This is a genomic window from Niveibacterium terrae (assembly GCF_048213115.1).
GTDB classification, from domain to species: Bacteria; Pseudomonadota; Gammaproteobacteria; order Burkholderiales; family Rhodocyclaceae; genus Niveibacterium; species Niveibacterium terrae.
The window spans coordinates 975,634-989,372 of the sequence record NZ_CP172404.1 but is presented as its reverse complement, the minus strand read 5'-3'; the positions used below and the strand labels follow the sequence as shown (position 1 = coordinate 989,372).

Here is a 13,739-nt window from a genome sequence, read left to right as displayed (position 1 = left end):
GCATGCTCAACACCGTCATCTCATGGTCCGCCCGCAACCGCTTTCTGGTCCTGCTAGCCACACTCTTCGTCATCCTCGCCGGCATTCATGCGGTGCTCAGGACTCCGCTCGACGCTCTGCCCGATCTGTCCGACGTGCAGGTGATCGTCTATACGGAGTATCCGGGCCAAGCGCCGCAGGTCGTCGAAGACCAGGTCACCTACCCGCTCTCGTCGGCGCTGCTGGCGGTGCCCAAATCGAAGGTCGTGCGCGGCTTCTCCTTCTTCGGGGCGTCCTTCGTCTATGTGATCTTCGAGGACGGCACCGACCTGTACTGGGCGCGCTCGCGGGTGCTCGAATATCTGAACAGCGCGACCGGCCGCCTGCCGACCGGCATCGCGCCCCAGCTGGGGCCGGATGCGACCGGAGTCGGCTGGGTCTATCAGTACGCGCTGATCGCGAAGCAGAAAACGCTCGCCGAGCTGCGCACGCTCCAGGACTGGTATCTGCGCTACCCGCTCGCCAAGGCGCACGGCGTTGCCGACGTCGCCTCGGTCGGCGGCTTCGTCCAGCAATACCAGGTCAGCGTCGATCCGTTGAAGCTGCGTGCCTACGGCATCCCGCTCGCCAAAGTCGCGGACGCGATCCGCTCGTCGAACCGCGATGTCGGCGGCCGTGTCGTCGAGATGGCCGAGACCGAGTACATGGTCAGGGGCCGCGGCTATCTGCGCAGCGCCTCCGACATCGCGCAGCTGGTCCTGAAGGCCGAGAACGGCACCCCGGTGCGCATCGGGGACATCGCGCGCGTCGAGCTCGTCTCCGACGAGAGGCGGGGCCTGACCGAGCTCGACGGCGAAGGCGAAGTCGTCGCCGGCATCGTGATGTCGCGCTTCGGCGAGAACGCGCTGGACGTGATCCACAACGTCAAGGAAAAGCTCGGCGAGGTCTCCTCGGCGCTGCCCGAAGGCGTCTCGGTGAAGACGGTCTATGACCGCTCCGAGCTGATCCAGCGCGCGATCGAAACGCTCAAGGGCACGCTCGCCGAGGAATCGCTGATCGTCGCCGCGGTCTGCGTGGTCTTCCTGCTCCATCTGCGCAGCGCGCTGGTGGCGATCCTGATGCTGCCGGTCGGCGTGCTGATCGCGTTCATCGCGATGCGGGCGCTGGGCATGAACTCCAACATCATGAGTCTGGGCGGGATCGCGATCGCGATCGGCGCGATGGTCGACGCCGCGATCGTAATGATCGAGAACGCGCACAAGCACATCGAGCGGCTCGCGCCGGGCGAATCCCGCGGCGAAGCGATGCTCGCCGCCTGCAAAGAGGTCGGGCCATCGCTGTTCTTCTCGCTGCTGATCATCACGGTCTCCTTCCTGCCGGTGTTCACGCTCGAATCCCAGGAAGGGCGGATGTTCTCGCCGCTCGCCTTCACGAAGACCTTCGCGATGGCTGGTGCCGCGCTGCTCTCGGTGACGCTGGTGCCGGTGCTGATGGGCCTCTTCATCCGCGGCCCCCTGCTGCCCGAGGCGAAGAACCCGGTGAACCGGGCCCTGATCTGGCTCTACCGGCCGATCATCGCGAAAGTGATGATCTGGAAGAAGACGACGATCGCGCTCGCGCTGCTGGCGCTTCTCGCCAGCGCCTGGCCCGCGTCCCGGCTGGGCTCCGAGTTCATGCCGACGCTCAACGAAGGCACGCTGCTCTACATGCCGGCCTCTCTGCCCGCGATGTCGATCACGAAGGCCGCCGAGCTGCTGCAGACCCAGGACAAGATCATCAAGAGCTTCCCCGAAGTCGAATCGGTATTCGGCAAAGCCGGGCGCGCCAACACCGCGACCGACCCGGCCCCGACCGAGATGTTCGAGACCGTGATCAATCTGAAGCCCGAGTCGGCCTGGCGGCAGGGGATGACCATCGACAAGCTGATCGCCGAGATGGACAAGGCGTTGCAGTTCCCCGGCGTCGCCAATGCCTGGACGATGCCGATCAAGGCTCGCCTGGACATGCTCTCGACCGGGATCCGCACGCCGATCGGGATCAAGGTCTTCGGCAAGGATCTGGCTGGAATCGAAAGCCTGGCCCGGCAGATCGAGGCAGTCGTCAAACAGGTACCGGGCACCAGCAGCGCCTTTGCCGAACGGATCACCGGCGGTTTCTACCTCGACATCGAACCCGACCGCGAAGCGCTGGCCCGCTACGGTCTGGGCGTCGGCGAGTTGCAGGACGTGATCTCGGCCGCGCTGGGTGGCGAAATGCTCACGACCACGGTCGAGGGGCGCGAGCGCTTCGGCGTGACCCTGCGCTATCCGCGCGAGCTGCGCGACAGCCCCGAGAAGATCGCGAGCCAGGTTCTGGTGCCGACGATGGATGGGGCGATGGTGCCGCTCGGACAGCTCGCAAAGCTTGCGATCGTCAAGGGAGCGCCCAGCCTGCGCACCGAGAACGCCCAGCTCGCCGCCTACATCTACGTCGATATCCAAGGGCGCGACATCGGCTCCTATGTCCGCGACGCCCAGAAAGCAGTTGCCGACCAGGTCAAGTTCCCGCCCGGCTATACGGTGAGCTGGAGCGGGCAGTTCGAGGCGATGCAGAGGGCGGCGGAGAAGATGAAGCTGGTGCTGCCGGTGACGCTGCTGATCATCTTCCTGTTGCTCTACCTGAACTTCAAGCGCCTGACCGAGACGCTGATCGTGATGCTGTCCGTGCCTTTCGCGCTGATCGGAGGGGTCTGGCTGATCTGGGCGCTGCACTACAACCTGTCGGTTGCAGTCGCGGTCGGCTTCATCGCGCTCGGCGGCGTCGCCGCGGAGACCGGAGTCGTGATGCTGATCTATCTCGATCACGCGTGGCGCGAGATTCGGGCCCGCTGCACTGAGCAGGGGCGGCGCGCGAGCGCCGAGGACCTCTACGCGGCGATCATGGAAGGCGCGGTCGAGCGGGTCCGCCCGAAGATGATGACCGTCGTCGCAATCATGGCCGGCCTGCTGCCGATTCTGTGGAGCCGGGGCACGGGCTCGGAAGTGATGAGCCGGATCGCCGCACCGATGGTCGGCGGCATGATCTCCTCGACCGTGCTGACGCTGGCCGTGATCCCGGCGATCTACGCGCTGGTGATGAGCCGCAGGCTGAACAAGGAGGAGAGGCGGTGAAGAGCAAGCCTTCCTGGCTGCGCCGCTTGAGGACCGGCTTTCGCTGGTGGTGCCGGCGCAACCGCCAGGCCCACCAGCGCGCGCAGCCCGCCTGCTGCAATGCGCCGGCCAAAGTGAGGACGAAGCGCTGAGCGGACGCGGCCCGCGTTACCTCCGGTTACAAGCCCCCCGTCCGCTACACGACGATACAAAGCGCGAGCGCCGCACGACGGACTGACACAGATCCCGGTGTAAGGTAAGGGGATCGCCCCCCACGATGAAGCCTGAGCCGTGCCGTTGATCCGCCTCTGCCTTACCCTGCTGCTCCCGCTCTGCGCCCTGCCCGCCGCCGCGGCCGACGCAGCCGATTCCGACGCCGCTCCGACCAGTGCCCGCCCTGCGCCGAACGCGCGCATCGAGATCCGGGCCAGGAAGCAGCTCGGCGACACCGAGGAGAGGCGGCACTCGACGGCCGCGAAGATGGTCTTCGGCCGCGAGGAACTCGATCGCCACGGCGACACTTCGCTCGGCGATGTGCTCAAGCGCCTGCCCGGCATCACCTTGTCCGGTACGCCGGGGCGCGGCGGTGACATCCGGATGCGGGGGCTGGGCAATGGCTATACCCAGATCCTGATCAACGGCGAGCCCGCTCCGCGCGGCTTTTCGCTCGACTCACTCGCACCCGATCAGGTCGAGCGGATCGAAGTGATGCGCGCACCGGTCGCCGAGCACAGCGCCCGGGCGATCGCCGGCACGATCAACATCGTGTTGAGGGAAGGTTTCGTCAAGCGCGACACCGAGATCCGCAGCTCGCTAGGCTGGGACAAAGACAAACCCCAGCCCTCTCTGTCGGTTCAGAAGAGCGGTGGTCAGGAAGCGTTCAATTACAGCCTGAACATGAACCTGGGCCACAGCGAATATCAGAACTTCGCGACGAGCGGCACCGAAGAGTTCGCGCTCGCTGACCAGCAGAGCCTGCTCGCCCAGCAGCAGACGACCCATTCGCGCTCACAGAGCAACTGGCTGCACTCCGCCCCCCGCCTGGGCTGGAAGTTCGACGACGGCGACACTGTCAACATCCAGCCTTTCGCAATGGTCTCGCGCAGCCATTCCGACGGCAACGAGCACCTCGACCAGAGCCTGGGCGCGACGCCGGCCCGCTATGCCGACGCGCACTGGTTCGGCGACAGCGATTTCGCAATGCTGCGCCTGATGGGCAACGCGAAGACGCGCTTGGCCGACGGGGCCCGCCTGGAATTCAAACTTAACGGAGGCTTCGCGAGCAGCGACAACGCGAGCACGCGCGGAGAGTTCGGCCCGGGCGGAAATCTGGCCCACTCCGTCTCGTCCTCGTCCGGGATCAAGAATTCCTCGCTGAGCTCTTCGCTGAAGTACTCGCGCTCGCTGGGCGAGGCACACAGCGCTTCGTTCGGAGCCGAACTCGAAGGCGGTCATCGCACGGAGAGCGCGACGACAGTCCAGGACGGAGTTCTACAGCTCGCCGAATACGGCGACGAAGTCGAGGCCGGAACACGCCGCTTCGCGGCCTGGGGCCAGGACGAGTGGGAGATCTCGCCGCTCTGGTCGCTCTACGCCGGCCTGCGCTGGGAGACGATAGAGACGAACAGCTCCTGGCTCTCCGGCTCGGCCAGCAATTCGAGCAGCGTCGCCAGCCCCTTGCTGCACAGCGTCTGGCGCTTCGCCGAGAAGGGTCGCGACCAGGTCCGCCTGGGCCTGACGCGCAGCTACAAGGCGCCGAACCTGAACCAGCTCGTGCCCCGGCCGACGCTGTCCTCGACCTATCCGACTTCGGAAGCGAACCTGCTCAGCGAACCGGACAGCTCGGGCAATCCGAATCTGAAACCCGAGCTCGCCTGGGGCCTCGATCTCGCCCTCGAGCACTATCTCGGCGACGGCGGCCTCTTCAGCGCGAGCCTTTTTGGCCGCGACATCGACAACCTGATCCGCAACGTGACGAGCCTGCAATCGGTCAGCTGGTCGCCGGTCCAGCGCTGGGTCAGCTCGCCGCAGAACATCGGCCACGCGCGCACCTGGGGAATCGAGCTGGAAGCGAAGTTCAAGCTGACCGAACTCTATCCGACCGCACTCCCCTTCGAGCTGCGCGCAAACCTGAGCCGCTACTGGTCCCACGTCAGCACGCTGCCTGGCCCCGACAACCGGCTCGACCAGCAGCCCTCGCTGAGTGGCAACCTCGGCGTCGATTACCGCTTCGCGAAGAAGCCGCTGACCGTCGGTACCAGCCTGAACTGGACGCCGGCTTACGACGTCCGGCAGAGCGAAAACCAGATCTACACGCAGGGCGCGAAGCGCGTGCTCGACGCCTATGCGCTGTGGCGCTTCGACGCGAACACGCAGCTGAGGCTCTCGGCCGCCAACCTGCTGGCCCAGAATTACGACACCGGCAACACCTATTTCACCAGCACGAGCGAGCGCATCGTCGACACGCAGACGAGGACCTATCGGGCCTTCACGCTGCGCTTCGAGAAGAAGATCTAGCGCAGATCAGACCGGGTTGCGCTCGCCGCCCAGCGCTTCGACCAGGTGGGGCAGGAAGCGGGCGAGTTCGGCCGTCATCAGCACGAAGTCGACTTCGAACTGTTCGTCGCCACCGGTCCCGTTCTTCTCGGCCTCCTCCTGGATCACGTCGAGGAAGGCGAGGCGCTTGATCTCCAGGCGCTCGGTCAGCACGAAGCTGATCCGTTCGTCGAAAGTCAGGCCCAGCTTGGTCGGCACCTTGCCGTCGGCGAGATGTTTCGGAATGTCCTCGCCTTCGAGCGGATGATGGACATAGCGGACCGTCGCCTTCTCCTCGGTGACCGAACGCAGCTCGCAGTCGCGGTCGATCGTGAAATTGGCCGGCGCATCGCCACCCGCAAGCCAGTCGGCCATCGCCGACGACGGCGAAACCTCGGTGTCGAGCAGGCGCAGAGGCAGCTCGTCGAGCACTTCGCGCAGCGTCTCGATCACCTCATCGGCCTTCGCGGCGCTGGCCGCGTCGACGACGAGCCAGCCGCGGACCGGATCGATCCACGCGAAGGTCTTGCGCCGGCGCGGGAAGGCGCGCGGCAAGAGCTCCTGGGTCACCGCTTCCTTGATCTCCTTGACCTGCTTGCGGCCAGGCTTGAAACCCTGCTGGGCTTCGATCTCCTCGGCCCGGTCGGCGGCAACCTGATTGACGACCGAAGCGGGCAGCAGCTTCTGCTCGGTACCGAGCGCGATCAGCCAGTGCTGGTTCGACGCGAAGACCAGCGCATCGGAGCGGTTCGGCGACGAGAAACCCCGTGTGGCCAGATCCTGGGATCCGCAGTGCTGGAAGGGCCTTTTGGCCAGGCGCTCTTCGAGCTTGGCCAGGTCGATATTCCACGGAGCGGGAAGGCGGTAGAGCTGCAGGTTCTTGAACCACATGGCGGACACCGGAAAAACGGAAACGTCGATTTTACCCCGGTCCGCTATAGTCCCGCCTTTCCTTGCCAATCGCGCGAGCGCAACCGATTCAAATGTGGAAACGCCTCAGAGTTGCCATCCTGCTGTTGATCCTGGCCAGCGTCGCCGTCGATGCCGCCCGCGCCCACCTGCACGCGACCGACTGGACCGACACGCTTCATGTCGCGCTCTTTCCGATCAATGCCGACGGCAGCGCCGAGGCGGCGCGGGCGATCGCGGCACTGGATCGCGAATCCTTCGCGGATATCGATGCGTTCTTCGCCGCGGAAGTGCAGCGCTATGGCAAATCGACGCTGCGCCCTGTTCATCTGACGCTGCAAGCTCCGCTCAATGCCCTCCCGCCTCCCGCCCCCTCCGCCGCAAACGCGTTCGACGCAATGCTGTGGAGTTTGAAGCTGCGCTTCTGGGCCTGGCGCCAACCGGGCGCAGTGCCGCGCGCCGACGTCCGGCTCTACGCGCTGTACTGGGGCGCGGACAAGACACAGGTGCCGGCCTCCCACGGCCTGCGCCAGGGCCAGATTGGCGTTGTCCACCTCTATGCCCAGGCCGACATGGCCCGCGGCAACTCGGTCGTGCTCGCGCACGAGCTCGCGCACACGCTGGGCGCGACCGACAAATACGATCCAGCGACGCTGCAGCCGATCTTCCCCGATGGCTATGCCGAGCCCGAAAAAAGTCTGCCACAGAGCCTGTGCGAGCTGATGGCCGGGCGCATACCTGTCCGCGCCGACCAGGCTGAGCAACCTGACTCGCTCACACGCTGCCGGATCGGCCAGCAGAGCGCGCGCGAGATCGGCTTGTCGCGCTAAACCACGCTCGCGTTGAGCAGCGCTTCGACCTCGGCGAGATCCGTCTCGGGGACCTCGAATTCGAGCACCGCCGTGCCAGCGACCGAGATCGCCAGAGTCGCAAGGTTCTCACCCAGCTCGCAGGTCCAGCTGATCGTGCTGAAACGGTTCAGATAGACGATCTCTTTGCCATAGCTGGACAGATCGCGCTCGGCCGCTTCGTCCTCGCCCGAGGGCAGTCCTTCGCGCAGCAGGCACAGGTGGCGGTCGGTCAGCGCCAGAAGACCGCCCGGGATCGTCCGCCCGGCGAAGCAGGCCTGCGACCAGCTCGTTATCCTGCGCAGCGGATGCCGGGCGCCAACGAAGTCCGTCAGTGTGCTGCGCAGCTTGAACGAGAGTCCGCCAAGGCTGGACGGCGCCACTTCGCTTCCGCGCTGCTCGACCGGGACGGCGGGCGCCGCGTCGAGCATCTTCTGCACCGCGGCGACGAAGAACTCCATTCCGACCACGTTGAAGAGGATCTTCGCGCGCGCATTGGCCGCGAAGACCTGCAGACAGCCCTGAAGCAGCACCTGGGTGAGTTCGATCGAGCGGATCGCCGAGTGCGCCGCGGTGCATATCCTGACCGTTCCGTCCTCCTCTTCGGCCAGCCAGAGCCAGTGCCCCGAGCTGACGACGAAGACGCTCGCCGGGCAGGAAAGGCCGGTAGTCGAGAAGGCCGGAGTGAAGATCATCGGGCAGACCGGAGTGTGGCGTTCAAGCCAATCGGCCAGGCTGGCGCGCAAGGCGACCGGAGCCAGCTCGGCGCTGTCCAAGGTTTCGCTGAACGGGAGCTGTCTCCCCGCTTCCGCCCCGAAGGCGGAATCTTGCGTCGAACTGTTCATTTGTTTCCCCCCCTGACAGACGTGACGAATACCGGATGGCATCGTTCAGTGTAGGACGGGCAAACCCGGGCGCCGGTTTTCCTTGAAGTTCAGCCGCGCCCGGTGCTTCCGAAGCCGCCTTCGCCGCGCGTCGAGGCTTCAAAATCATCGACGACATTGAAGCCGACCTGCAGCACGGGAACGATCACCATCTGGGCGATCCGCTCCATCGGCTCGATCACGAAGGTCTTGTTACCACGGTTCCAGACCGACACGAAGATTTGGCCCTGGTAGTCCGAATCGATCAGTCCGACCAGGTTGCCGAGCACGATCCCGTGCTTGTGGCCGAGGCCGGAGCGCGGCAGCACGATCGCGGCGAGCCCCGGATCGCCAAGGTGGATCGCGATGCCGCTGGGCACGAGAAAGCTCGCACCGGGTTCGAGCGTGACCGGTGCGTCGAGGCAGGCGCGCAAGTCCAGGCCCGCCGATCCGGCGGTCGCATAGTGCGGAGGGCTTTCCTTGAGGCGGGAGTCGAGCAGTTTGATGTCGATGCTGGGCATATCTGTTTCCCTGTCAGGATTGAGTTCAAAAGCATGGCCGCGGCCCCGAAGCACTGCTTCGAGAACTGAACTGTTTCAGCGCGCAGTTCATTCGCCCTCCTCGGCCCGGTTTGCACACCGTGCCGGCTTGAGCGGCGAAACGTTCTTATTGCTTGTTCGCAAGCATCGCGGCCAGATGGGCAACGATGCCGCCCGCGATCTCGTCCTTGCTGGCCGCCGGCAGGGGGTGGCGCCCCAGCTCATCGTAGAGCACGACACGGTTGCTCTCCCCGCCCATCCCGTCCTGGATCAGGTTGCCGACCAGCAGCGGCAGGCGCTTCTTGAGCCGCTTCGCGCTCGCATATTCGTCGAGATTGCGGCTCTCGGCGGCAAAGCCGACGCAGAACGGCGGATTGGGCAGCGCCGCGACTTCGGCGAGGATGTCCGGATTCTGCACGAGTTCCAGCGCGAGACCTGAGCCTCCGCTCTTCTTGATCTTGTGTTCGCTGACTTCGGCCGGCCGGTAGTCGGCGACCGCGGCGACTCCGATGAACACCCCGGCGTCCCCCACCGCACGCAACACCGCGTCGCGCATCTGCGCCGCCGACACGACGTCGATCCGCTCGACTCCGCGCGGCGTCGCCAGGCTCACGGGGCCGGCGACCAGCGTGACGCGGGCGCCGACGCGACGGCAGGCGCGCGCGAGCGCAAAACCCATCTTGCCCGAGCTGATATTGGTGATGCCGCGCACCGGATCGATCGCTTCCAGAGTCGGGCCGGCCGTGATCAGAACATGCCGTCCGGCGAGCAGCCCGGGGCTCAGCGCCGCGGCGAGCTCCTCGACGATCTCGGCGGGTTCGAGCATCCGCCCCATCCCGATCTCGCCGCAGGCCTGCTCGCCGGCGGCAGGGCCGAAGAGGCGGATGCTGTCGGCGGCGAGCTGGGCGATGTTGCGCTGAGTCGCCGGGTTCTTCCACATCTGCAGGTTCATCGCCGGCGCGACCGCCAGAGGGCAATCGCGGGCCAGCACCAGCGACGTGAGCAGATCGTCGGCGATGCCGTGCGCAATCTTCGCGAGCGTATTGGCGGTGGCCGGCGCGATCAGCAGCATGTCCGCGCCGCGCGTCAGGTCGATGTGCGCCATATTGTTATGGACGCTGTCGTCCCACAGCTCGGTCCGCGCCGGCCGGCCGGTCAGGGCCTGGAAGGTCAGCGGCGTCACGAAACGGGTGGCCGATTCGGTCAACACGCAGTCGACGGTCGCTCCCGCCTTGATCAGCTGGCGCGCCAGATCGGCGCTCTTATAGGCGGCGACTCCCCCGGTGATGCCGAGGACGATGCGCCTGTTCGTGAAAATGCTCATGACGGGATGCCCGGTTTTCGCGCAGGATGAGGCGGGAATTCTACCTGTGCCGATCCGCCAGGAGGGCGAAACATGGCAATCACCGACTGGCCCGCCGGCGAGCGGCCGCGCGAGCGCCTGCTCGCGCACGGCGCGGCCTCGCTGTCCGACGCCGAACTGCTGGCGATCTTCCTGCGCGTCGGCGTGCGCGGCCAGAGCGCGGTCGATCTGGCCCGCGCGCTATTGAAACGCTTCGGCAGCCTGAGCGCCCTCTTCGCCGCGCCGCGTTCGGCCTTCAATGCGATCCCCGGAATCGGCGAAGCCAAATACGCCCAGCTCCAGGCCGTCATCGAGATGGCGCGCCGCGCGCTGCACGAGGAGTTCGCGGGCCGTGATCTGCTCGCCTCGCCCCAGGCGGTGCGCGACTGGCTAAGGCTTCGCCTCGGGAATCTGCCCAACGAAGTCTTCATGGTCATGCTGCTCGACAGCCAGAACCGGCTCCTGCATTCGGAAGAACTCTTTCGGGGCACGCTCGCCCAGACCAGCGTTTATCCGCGCGAAGTGGTCAAGCTCGCGCTCGCGCACAACGCGGCGGCGGCGATATTCGCGCATAATCACCCGTCGGGCTGCGCCGAGGCGAGCCGGGCCGACGAGCAATTGACTGGCGCGCTCAAACAGGCTCTGGCCCTTGTCGACATCAGGGTCCTGGATCACTTCGTCGTCGCCGGGAACGCGCCGCCGCTCTCCTTCGCCGAGAAGGGGCTGCTCTGAACCCTGCCGGACAAAACGCGAAAGTGCTTGATTAGTCACCCCGTGTTCCGATAGAATCGTGGGTTTCGAGCAAACAGGTTTCTGGAGTTTTTCATGTCCCGCGTTTGTCAAGTCACCGGTAAAGCCCCGATGGTGGGCAACAACGTCTCGCACGCCAACAACAGGACCAAGCGTCGCTTCCTGCCGAATCTGCAGTCGCGTCGTTTCTGGGTTGAAAGCGAGAACCGTTTTGTGCGTCTGCGCGTGTCGAACGCGGGCCTGCGCACGATCGACAAGAAGGGTATCGAAGTCGTTCTGGACGAGCTGCGCGCGCGCGGCGAAAAGTTCTGATCTTCATCCCCGACTGATCCTGCAAGGAGAACATCATGGCCAAAGGCGGTCGCGAAAAAATCAAGCTGGAGTCCACTGCGGGCACCGGCCACTTTTACACCACGAACAAGAACAAGCGCACGACTCCCGGAAAGATCGAGATCATGAAATATGATCCGAAGGTTCGGAAGCACGTGCTTTACAAGGAAACCAAGCTCAAGTGAGTTGAGCTGACCTGGTTGCCTCGGACAAAGGCCCGCCCTATGGCGGGCTTTTTTCTATTCGCAGCCATCGGGCCTAGACCGCACAGCCAACCCGGCGCAGCGGCCAGGCAGGCGCCATCCTGCGCCAGTTTTGATTTCCCGGAGCCCTCCACGAGATCAGGCCCCGGCAGCACCAGGAAAACTCATGACCAAGCTTGCTGTCGCAACTGCGTCGACTCTGCTCGCGCTCTTCAGCGCCACGACCCCCGCGGTCGAGACTCCGCTCGAAGCCCTGCCCTACACGCCAGGACTGGATGTCAGCGCAATGGATCGCACCGCCGACCCCTGCACCGACTTCTACCAGTACACCTGTGGCGGCTGGCAGAAGAACAATCCGATTCCCGCCGACCAGGCGCGCTGGGATGTCTACCGCAAGCTGCACTCGGACAGCCAGCGCTTCCAGTGGGGCATCCTCGACAAGCTCGCGAAGAATCCCCAAAGCGGCACGCCCGACCAGCGCAAGCTCGGCGATTACTTCGCCGCCTGCACCGATGAAGAACGCAGCGAAGCGCTGGGTGCACAGCCCCTCGAAGCGCAGCTCGCCCGAGTCGCGGCACTGACAGCGAAGCGCGCGCTGCCGGCGCTGCTCGCCGAGCTGCAGCGCGACGTCCCGGACGCGAAGCTGTTCTTCGGCTTCGGCGCGGCCCAGGACTTCGCCGACCCGAATCGCGTGATCGCCTCCGCGAGCGCGGGCGGCCTCTCCCTTCCCGATCGCGACGCTTATCTGAGGCGCGATGCCCGCTCGGCAACGCTGCGTCGCCAGTACGTCGAACACATCGCGCGGACTTTCGTGCTGCTCGGCGAGACGCCGGCCCAGGCGAAGAACTCGGCCAGACAGGTGCTGAGGATAGAGACCGCGCTGGCCGGCGCTTCGCTGTCCAAGGTCGAGATGCGCGACCCCTACAAGCTCTACCACGGCATGGACGCGAAGGCTCTGGCCGCCCTGACGCCGCACTTCGACTGGAAGCCCTTCCTCGCCGCAAACGGCACCCAGGACACCCAGGCCTTCAACGTCACCGAACCGAAATTCTTCAAGAGCCTGGACAGCCTGCTCGCCCGCGAAAAGCTTGCCGACATCAAGACCTATCTGCGCTGGCAGCTCGCCCATTCCCTGTCGCCCTACCTCGCCAAGTCCTTCGCCGACGAGAACTTCAGCTTCTTCGGCAGGACGCTGCACGGCATCCAGGCCCAGGCTCCGCGCTGGAAGCGCTGCGTCGAGCTGACCGACCGGCAACTCGGCGAAGCCCTGGGTCAGGAGTTCGTCGCGCGCGCCTTCAGCCCCGAGCTCAAAGCGAAGACGCTGAAGATGACCCGGCAGATCGAGGACGCGATGGCGAAAGACCTGGCCGAGCTCGACTGGATGAGCCCTGAGACCAAGAAGAAGGCCCAGCAGAAGCTCGCCGCGATCGTCAACAAGATCGGCTACCCGGACAAATGGCGCGACTACAGCGCGCTCATCGTTACCCGCGACGATTTCGCCGGCAACGTGATGCGCGCAACGCGTTTCGAAAGCCAGCGCCGACTCGCCAAGATCGGCAAACCGGTCGAACACGGCGAATGGGACATGACGCCGACGACCGTCAATGCCTATTACGATCCGCAGATGAACGACATCAACTTCCCGGCCGGCGTGCTTCAGGCACCGCTGTACGACGCGAAGATGGATGACGCGCCGAACTACGGCAACACCGGCGGCACGATCGGTCACGAGCTGACTCACGCCTTTGACGACGAGGGACGCCAGTTCGACGCCCACGGCAAGCTGACCGACTGGTGGCAGAAGAAAGATGCCGATGCCTTCAACAGCCGGGCTCAGTGCATCGTCGATCAGTACGGAAAGTACGTCGTCGTCGATGACATCAGGATCAACAGCCGTCTGACCCTGGGCGAAGACATCGCCGACCTCGGCGGCCTGATCCTCGCCTGGACCGCCTGGAAGGCCGAGACTGCGGATCAGGCGCTGGAATCGCGCGACGGCCTGACGCCCGAGCAGCGCTTCTTCGTCGGCTACGCGCAGTGGGCCTGCGAGAACAACCGCCCCGAGGACATGCGCGTCCATGCCCGCACCGACCCGCACTCACCCGGCAAGTACCGGGTCAACGGTCTTGTCGTCAACATGCCCGAATTCGCAAAAGCCTTCGCCTGCAAACCGGGCAAGGCGATGACCAAGACCCAGCGCTGCCGGGTCTGGTAAGCCGTCGCGGCGCAGGTGCTGTCGCACCTGCGCACGCACGCGCCCCAAAAACAGAACAACAAACCATAAAATTGCGCCACAATGGCCTCAAGCGCAAT

Annotated in this window: 12 protein-coding genes; 8 read left to right on the top strand and 4 right to left on the bottom strand. The window is 65.4% G+C overall.

Annotated features, from left to right (window positions below; genetic code table 11):
* The first annotated feature begins 2 nt into the window (after positions 1-2).
* The 3 genes from ACHFB9_RS04440 to ACHFB9_RS04430 all read left to right on the top strand — a co-directional run bounded on the left by ACHFB9_RS04440 (position 3) and on the right by ACHFB9_RS04430 (position 5,624).
* Positions 3-3,128, top strand: coding sequence for an efflux RND transporter permease subunit (locus ACHFB9_RS04440; protein WP_417069775.1), 3,126 nt, complete (start codon positions 3-5; stop codon positions 3,126-3,128).
* On the top strand, positions 3,125-3,259 hold the full coding sequence (locus ACHFB9_RS04435; protein WP_417069774.1) for a hypothetical protein: 135 nt from the start codon (positions 3,125-3,127) through the stop codon (positions 3,257-3,259). The genes ACHFB9_RS04440 and ACHFB9_RS04435 overlap by 4 nt, the downstream gene beginning before the upstream one ends.
* A gap of 139 nt (positions 3,260-3,398) precedes the next feature.
* Positions 3,399-5,624 carry a TonB-dependent receptor plug domain-containing protein gene (locus ACHFB9_RS04430; RefSeq protein WP_417069773.1) on the top strand — a complete coding sequence of 742 codons (2,226 nt, stop codon included), beginning with the start codon at positions 3,399-3,401 and terminating at the stop codon, positions 5,622-5,624.
* Between the two features lie 6 nt (positions 5,625-5,630).
* On the opposite strand, the gene ACHFB9_RS04425 is transcribed toward ACHFB9_RS04430, so the two are convergent.
* A complete protein-coding gene (locus tag ACHFB9_RS04425) occupies positions 5,631-6,533 on the bottom strand; it encodes a recombination-associated protein RdgC (protein ID WP_417069772.1) in 903 nt (300 codons plus the stop codon).
* Positions 6,534-6,625: 92 nt separating this feature from the next.
* On the opposite strand from ACHFB9_RS04425, the gene ACHFB9_RS04420 reads away from it, so the two are divergent.
* Positions 6,626-7,381, top strand: a complete 756-nt coding sequence (locus ACHFB9_RS04420) for a hypothetical protein (RefSeq protein ID WP_417069771.1) — start codon at positions 6,626-6,628, stop codon at positions 7,379-7,381.
* On the opposite strand, the gene ACHFB9_RS04415 is transcribed toward ACHFB9_RS04420, so the two are convergent.
* The 3 genes from ACHFB9_RS04415 to coaBC form a co-directional block, all read right to left on the bottom strand.
* Positions 7,378-8,244, bottom strand: a complete 867-nt coding sequence (locus ACHFB9_RS04415; RefSeq protein WP_417069770.1) for a hypothetical protein — start codon at positions 8,242-8,244, stop codon at positions 7,378-7,380. The genes ACHFB9_RS04420 and ACHFB9_RS04415 overlap by 4 nt on opposite strands.
* 89 nt (positions 8,245-8,333) lie before the next feature.
* Positions 8,334-8,783 (bottom strand): dUTP diphosphatase, encoded by a 450-nt coding sequence (dut, locus tag ACHFB9_RS04410; protein WP_417069769.1) that lies wholly within the window; start codon positions 8,781-8,783, stop codon positions 8,334-8,336.
* Between the two features lie 145 nt (positions 8,784-8,928).
* On the bottom strand, positions 8,929-10,125 hold the full coding sequence (gene coaBC, locus ACHFB9_RS04405; RefSeq protein ID WP_417069768.1) for a bifunctional phosphopantothenoylcysteine decarboxylase/phosphopantothenate--cysteine ligase CoaBC: 1,197 nt from the start codon (positions 10,123-10,125) through the stop codon (positions 8,929-8,931).
* A gap of 72 nt (positions 10,126-10,197) precedes the next feature.
* Here coaBC and radC point away from each other — a divergent pair, with 72 nt between their 5' ends.
* The 4 genes from radC to ACHFB9_RS04385 all read left to right on the top strand — a co-directional run bounded on the left by radC (position 10,198) and on the right by ACHFB9_RS04385 (position 13,641).
* A complete protein-coding gene (gene radC / locus ACHFB9_RS04400) occupies positions 10,198-10,875 on the top strand; it encodes a RadC family protein (RefSeq protein WP_417069767.1) in 678 nt (225 codons plus the stop codon).
* A gap of 93 nt (positions 10,876-10,968) precedes the next feature.
* The gene (rpmB, locus tag ACHFB9_RS04395; RefSeq protein ID WP_417069766.1) at positions 10,969-11,205 is read left to right on the top strand and encodes a 50S ribosomal protein L28; all 237 of its coding nucleotides are present in this window, start codon (positions 10,969-10,971) and stop codon (positions 11,203-11,205) included.
* A gap of 35 nt (positions 11,206-11,240) precedes the next feature.
* Complete coding sequence (rpmG, locus tag ACHFB9_RS04390) at positions 11,241-11,408, top strand: 50S ribosomal protein L33 (protein ID WP_417069765.1); 168 nt, start codon at positions 11,241-11,243, stop codon at positions 11,406-11,408.
* Between the two features lie 184 nt (positions 11,409-11,592).
* Positions 11,593-13,641, top strand: coding sequence for a M13 family metallopeptidase (locus ACHFB9_RS04385; protein WP_417069764.1), 2,049 nt, complete (start codon positions 11,593-11,595; stop codon positions 13,639-13,641).
* The last annotated feature ends 98 nt before the right edge of the window (positions 13,642-13,739 follow it).